Annotated in this window: 4 protein-coding genes; all 4 read right to left on the bottom strand. The window is 69.2% G+C overall.

Annotation, left to right across the window (positions count from 1 at the left end):
* Positions 1 to 235: 235 nt before the first annotated feature.
* Positions 236 to 1,555 carry a glycolate oxidase subunit GlcF gene (gene glcF, locus I6U14_RS17145; RefSeq protein ID WP_296900939.1) on the bottom strand — a complete coding sequence of 440 codons (1,320 nt, stop codon included), beginning with the start codon at positions 1,553 to 1,555 and terminating at the stop codon, positions 236 to 238.
* A 65-nt stretch (positions 1,556 to 1,620) separates the two neighbouring features.
* Positions 1,621 to 2,757, bottom strand: coding sequence for a glycolate oxidase subunit GlcE (gene glcE / locus I6U14_RS17140; protein ID WP_296900938.1), 1,137 nt, complete (start codon positions 2,755 to 2,757; stop codon positions 1,621 to 1,623).
* A 121-nt stretch (positions 2,758 to 2,878) separates the two neighbouring features.
* Entirely contained in the window at positions 2,879 to 3,508 is a 630-nt protein-coding gene (locus I6U14_RS17135; RefSeq protein ID WP_296900936.1) for a PIN domain-containing protein, read from the bottom strand.
* Between the two features lie 107 nt (positions 3,509 to 3,615).
* On the bottom strand, positions 3,616 to 5,100 hold the full coding sequence (locus tag I6U14_RS17130) for an FAD-linked oxidase C-terminal domain-containing protein (protein WP_296900935.1): 1,485 nt from the start codon (positions 5,098 to 5,100) through the stop codon (positions 3,616 to 3,618).
* Between the last annotated feature and the right edge of the window lie 307 nt (positions 5,101 to 5,407).

The following is a 5,407-nucleotide window of genomic DNA, read 5'->3' as shown; positions in this document are numbered from 1 at the left end:
GCGGTGGATGGCGTTGTGATCGCCCACCAGTTCGCAGTACTGGTCCACCTGTTCACGGGTGAAGGCGAGCCGCGCCTCGTGGCGCATCCCCTCCTCCAGCATCGCTGCCGTCAGACAACGGGTTCGGGTCATGGGATGGGCCTCCCTGTTGTGGAATGGGACAGACGGACACCAGCGCGACATCATAGCTGCTGCCGCCGGCGTCTGCGCCGGCCGCGGACAAAAGAGGCGGCGATCAGGCGGCAGCCGAGCGGCGCTCAGCAGTTCTACTGCCGACACCTGGGGTGCTCGACCTCACCGATTGCCGCAAACGACTACTTGCCGCCAGCGCCGGGTCGAACAGCTCCAGCCAGTGCACCACGGGCACGTCCGCGGCCCCGGCCAGGTGCGTCTGACAGCCGACGTTGGCGGTGGCGATGAGCGCCGGACCGCCCTGCTGCAGGGCATCGAGCTTGCGCGCCCGCAGTTGGCCGGACAGCTCGGCCTGAAGGATGGAATAGGTGCCGGCGGAGCCGCAGCAGCTGTGGGCATCGCGCACCGGCAGCAGCTCGAAGCCGGCATCGCGCAGCAGCGCCTCCACCCGGCCCATGAGCCCCTGGCCGTGCTGCAGGGTGCAGGGGGGATGGAAGGCGATACGCTGCGGGACACCCGGCTCCACCGGGGTCGGCAGCTGAGCCAGGTCTGCCGCCGTCAGCAGCTCGGACGGGTCCCGGGTCAGTTCGGAGACGCGGGCCGCCTTGTGGGCATAGGCCGGGTCGTCTTTCAGGTGATGACCATAGTCCTTGACCATGGCCCCGCAGCCGCTGGCGGTGACGAGGATGGCCTCCGCCGGCTCCGGTGCGTTCGGGGCGATGTACGGCCACCAGGCGTCGATGTTGCGGCGCATGAAGCCGCGCGCCTCGTCGCCCGCGGCCAAGTGCTCGCTCACGGCGCCGCAGCAGCCTCCGCCGGGGCGGATCACCTCGATGCCGACGGCGTCCAGCACCCGAATCGCCGCACCGACCGCGGCGGGCGTGAGCGCCGGCTCCGCGCAGTTCTCCAGCATGATGACCCGGCGCGGGTGCCGGCGGCTCGGCAGCGGCCCCAGCTCACCGCCGTCCGGCAGCTTCGCCTTGAGCGCCGCCGGCAGCAGGGGCTTGACGATCCGGCCCAGCTTGACCAGGGGCAGAAGCCTGCCGGGATAGGGCACCAGCAGCCGCAGCATGCGGCGCATGACACGCTCCATGAGCGGTCGGTCCACCTGCTGCTCCACCAGCTCGCGGCCGGTGGCCAGCAGCTTGTCGTACTGCACGCCGGAGGGGCAGGTGGTCATGCAGTTGAGGCAGGTGAGGCAGCGGTCCAGATGCGTCTGCACTGTGCGCGTTGGCTCGTCTCCTTCCAGCAGGGATTTGATCTGGTAGATGCGCCCGCGCGGCCCGTCCAGCTCATCGCCCAAGAGTTGATAGGTGGGGCAGGTGGCGGTGCAGAAGCCGCAGTGGACGCAGCTGCGGAGGATGCGGTCGGCCTCGCGGCCGGCATCGGTGTCCGCAAGCTCGGAGAGGAGGTTGGTTTGCATGGGCGGGGCGCGGTTGCTCAGCAGTGACGGCGACGTCCCGGACAGAGACGGCTTGGGCTCTGCCCCTACAGGTCGGGATACAAGCGCCCGGGGTTCAATAGCCCCTGTGGGTCGAAGGCGCGCTTCAGGTTCTGGTGCAGGCGTTTCGGCACAGCCGCCTGGGGCGTAAAGACACCGTCCGCCGGCCGCTCACCGGCCCCGGCACGGAAGAGCGTCGCATGGCCGCCGGCGGCATGGGCCAGCTCCCGCACCCCTGCGGCCGGCAGGTCACCGCGCAGCCAGCGGACAGCACCGCCCCACTCCACCAGCGGCTCGGTTGGGGACGCGCCCGCGGCCAGCCCGGCTGTGGAATCCGCCGGGGTGGCCGGCGGCAGGGACAATCGCCACAACGGCGCATCGTCGGTGAAGAACGGGAGCCGCTGCTCGCGCAGGTCCCGCCAAAAGTCGTCGGCGGCGTCCAGCGGCAGGCCCTCGACGATGCGTTGGGTCTCCGCCAGCGCCTCCGCCCCGCCGTCCACGCGGACCCGCAGCCGCCAGTCGAGCCAGGCGGTGGCGGTGATGGGCAGCGCCTTGCGCGACCAGCGCCTGAGCAGGTCCAGGGCCTGCGGCAGTGTCTCCTCGCGCACCAGCGTCAGCGTGCCCGGCGCACGCGGGATGACCTTGAGCGACACCTCCAGGAGCACGCCGAGCACCCCGAGCGAGCCCGCCATGAGTCGGGAGACGTCGTAGCCGGCGACGTTCTTCATCACCCGACCGCCGAATTCCAACACCTGGCCCCGGCCGGTCAAAAGGCGCACGCCGAGCACCGCGTCCCGCACGCTCGCCGCATAAGGCCGCCTCGGGCCGGACAGCCCGGCTGCGACGGCGCCACCGATGGTGGCCATCGAGTCACCAGCTGTGGCGCTGGTACCGAAGTGCGGCGGCTCGAAGGGCAGCTGCTGGCCGTGCTCGGCCAAGAGCGCCTCGACCTCCGCGAGCCGCGTGCCGCCGCGCACCGTGATGGCGAGCTCTGTGGGCTCGTAGGCGACGACGCCGATGTGGGCCGTACAGTCGAGCTCCGCGTCCGCTGTCACGGGGTTGCCGTAGAACGCCTTGCTACCGCCGCCGCGTACCGCCAGCCGGCGACCGTTGGCGGCCGCGGCGCGGACCTGCTCAGCAAGGGCATGCTCTGCGTCGGTGCTGTGGATCTCCGTTGGCATCATCTGTCATCCAAACACGGGTTCTTGCACCGCCACGGCCCGGCGTCGGCACGGGCGCCGTGCATCTGCAAAATTATGTTTACCGTCCCCGCAATTTTCCGCAATTTTCGCCGGAAACTTGGGGTCAGTCGCGGGGGAGGCGGTAGGAGACCTTGTCTCCGTCCAGCTCGATATAGCCCTGCTCCTGCAGGTCGCGGATGAGCTGGTCTACCTCGCCCTCGTCCAGCTTCGGCTTGAACAGCGAGTAGATCGTATTGGTGAGCGTCTTCACCTTGCGCGGGCGGGACTGGCCGCGGCCGGCGAGGTTCTTGACGATGACGCCCACCTTGTCGCCCTCCGCCACGGTGGCCGGCGTGCGCAGCGGCGGGATCTCCGCGAGGTCCTGCTCCCGGTGGGCCTCGAAGCCCTGTCTGCGCAGATGCTTGATGAGCGGGTCGAAGCCGGTGTCGCGGCTGATGACGTGGAAGTAGCCCTCGGGGTCCGCATGCACCAGCTCGCCCAGGGTGAAGGCGATGTGAAAATCGAGCGCATTGCGGCCGTTACCGGCAATCTTCACATAGCGTCCTGCGTCGCCCAGCTGCTGCATGGCGTCCACCAGCTCGAAGGGCAGCTTGGTCTGGTTCTCGCCGACGAAGACATGCACCCGATAGCCCTTGCCCACCAAAAGCGACAGGTTCTTGGGCTGCACGTTCTCGAAGTCGATGAGGACGTGGTTGAGCTGTTTTGGCATCGCGTCGCCGGGGCGTTCGTCCATCGACTGGCTCGCGTTGGCGGTTCTGAAGGCAGAAGCTCAAGGGCGGAGGGCGGAGGGCAAAGGCTGCGCCAGCCCTCAGCCCTCAGCCCTCTCCCCCTAATTCTCCCTCAAAACCGAGGCAGCTCGGGAAACCTGAGCTCGCCATGGTGCACATGCATGGCGCCGAATTCGGCGCATCGGTGCAGCGTCGGCACCGCCTTGCCGGGATTCAGCAGGCCGTGAGGGTCGAAGGCGGCCTTCACGGCGTGCATCTGCGAAAGCTCGTCTGAATTGAACTGCACGCACATCTGGTTCAGCTTCTCGACGCCGACGCCGTGCTCGCCGGTGACGGTGCCGCCCACCTCGACGCACAGGGTCAGGATCTCGCCGCCCAGCTCCTCGGCTCGGTCCAGCTCGCCGGGGATATTGGCATCGTAGAGGATCAGCGGGTGCAGGTTGCCGTCGCCGGCGTGGAAGACATTGGCCACCCTCAGGCCGTACTGGCTGGACAGCTCGGCGATGCGGTTCAGCACGGTGGGCAGCTCCTTGCGCGGGATGGTGCCGTCCATGCAGTAGTAGTCCGGCGAGATGCGCCCAACGGCCGGAAACGCCGCCTTGCGGCCCTTCCAGAAGATGAGCCGCTCGGCGTCGTCGCGGGCGGTGCGCACGTCCGTTGCACCCGCGGCGAGAAGCAGGTCTCGCACCCGCATGACCTCCACTGACACCTCGGCATTGAAGCCGTCCAGCTCGCAGATCAGTATGGCCGCCGCGTCCACCGGGTAGCCCGCATGCACGAAGTCCTCCGCCGCGCGGATGGCGGGGTTGTCCATCATCTCCAAGCCTGCCGGTACGATGCCGGCGCCGATGATCTCCGCCACCGCGGCGCCGGCGGTCTCGACGCTGTCGAAGGCGGCGAGCAGTGCCTGGGCACGCTCGGGCTGCGGCAGCAGCTTGACGGTAACCTCGACGATGACCGCGAGCATGCCCTCGGAGCCCGTCATTAGGGCCAGCAGGTCCAGGCCCGGCGAGTCCAGCGCCTCGCTGCCCACCTCGAACAGCTCGCCGTCGATGGTGACGAGCTTGAGCTTCACGATGTTGTGCACCGTGAGGCCGTATTTGAGGCAGTGCACCCCACCCGAGTTCTCGGCGACATTGCCGCCGATGGTGCAGGCGATCTGGCTGGATGGGTCGGGCGCATAGTAGAGCCCGTAGGGCGCCGCCGCCTCGCTGATGGCGAGATTGCGCACGCCGGGCTCGACACGCGCGGTCCGGTTGTCCGGGTCGATGTCGATGAGCCGGTTGAACTTGGCGAGCGACAAGAGCACCCCGTCGGCGAGCGGCAGCGCACCGCCGGACAAGCCCGTGCCGGCACCGCGGGCCACCACCGGCACGCCCTGCTCGCGGCAGAGCTTCAGCACGGCCTGCACTTGCTCGACGCTCGAAGGCAGCGCCACCGCCAACGGGCGCTGCGCAAAGGCGGTGAGCCCGTCGCACTCATAGGGCCCCAGCTCCGCCGGCGTGGACAGCACCGAGGCCGCCGGCAGGATGCGCTTCAGGGCATCGACGATCTTGGGCTTGGGGCTCAGCGGGCGCTCGTCTGGGATTCTTGGCATGGCACTGTGATGACTTTGCACTGTTGCCCTGCATGCTGCGGCGGAGCCGGCCGGGTTGCAAGCCGCCGGTCACCCCTCATGGCGGGAGCGGCAACCCTGCACCTGCGGCGGCTTCGTGCTTGCAAGGCCCTGGAAGCCGTCGCGGCAGGGATGCCGCTCCCACACGTGCCAGGATCACTGTGGGGGCGTGCTCATGCTCCGGTCGACCTCCGTCAGCGCATCGTCGCCTCCCACCGTGCCCGGGAAGACAACACCGGGCCGGTCCGGGAACACCGGGAGGGACGCGGGGCGGCGCACCACGGGACCG

Origin of the sequence: Thiohalocapsa sp., assembly GCF_019695415.1 — a bacterium.
In the GTDB taxonomy this organism is placed as follows: Bacteria; Pseudomonadota; Gammaproteobacteria; order Chromatiales; family Chromatiaceae; genus Thiohalocapsa.
This window is presented reverse-complemented; position numbering and strand designations above follow the sequence as displayed.

Excerpts from the sequence above, each read along its gene's own strand:
- I6U14_RS17130 (WP_296900935.1), bottom strand. The coding sequence starts at position 5,100 with ATGCCAAGAATCCCAGACGAGCGCCCGCTGAGCCCCAAGCCCAAGATC.
- glcF (WP_296900939.1), bottom strand. The coding sequence starts at position 1,555 with ATGCAAACCAACCTCCTCTCCGAGCTTGCGGACACCGATGCCGGCCGC.
- glcE (WP_296900938.1), bottom strand. The coding sequence starts at position 2,757 with ATGATGCCAACGGAGATCCACAGCACCGACGCAGAGCATGCCCTTGCT.
- I6U14_RS17135 (WP_296900936.1), bottom strand. The coding sequence starts at position 3,508 with ATGGACGAACGCCCCGGCGACGCGATGCCAAAACAGCTCAACCACGTC.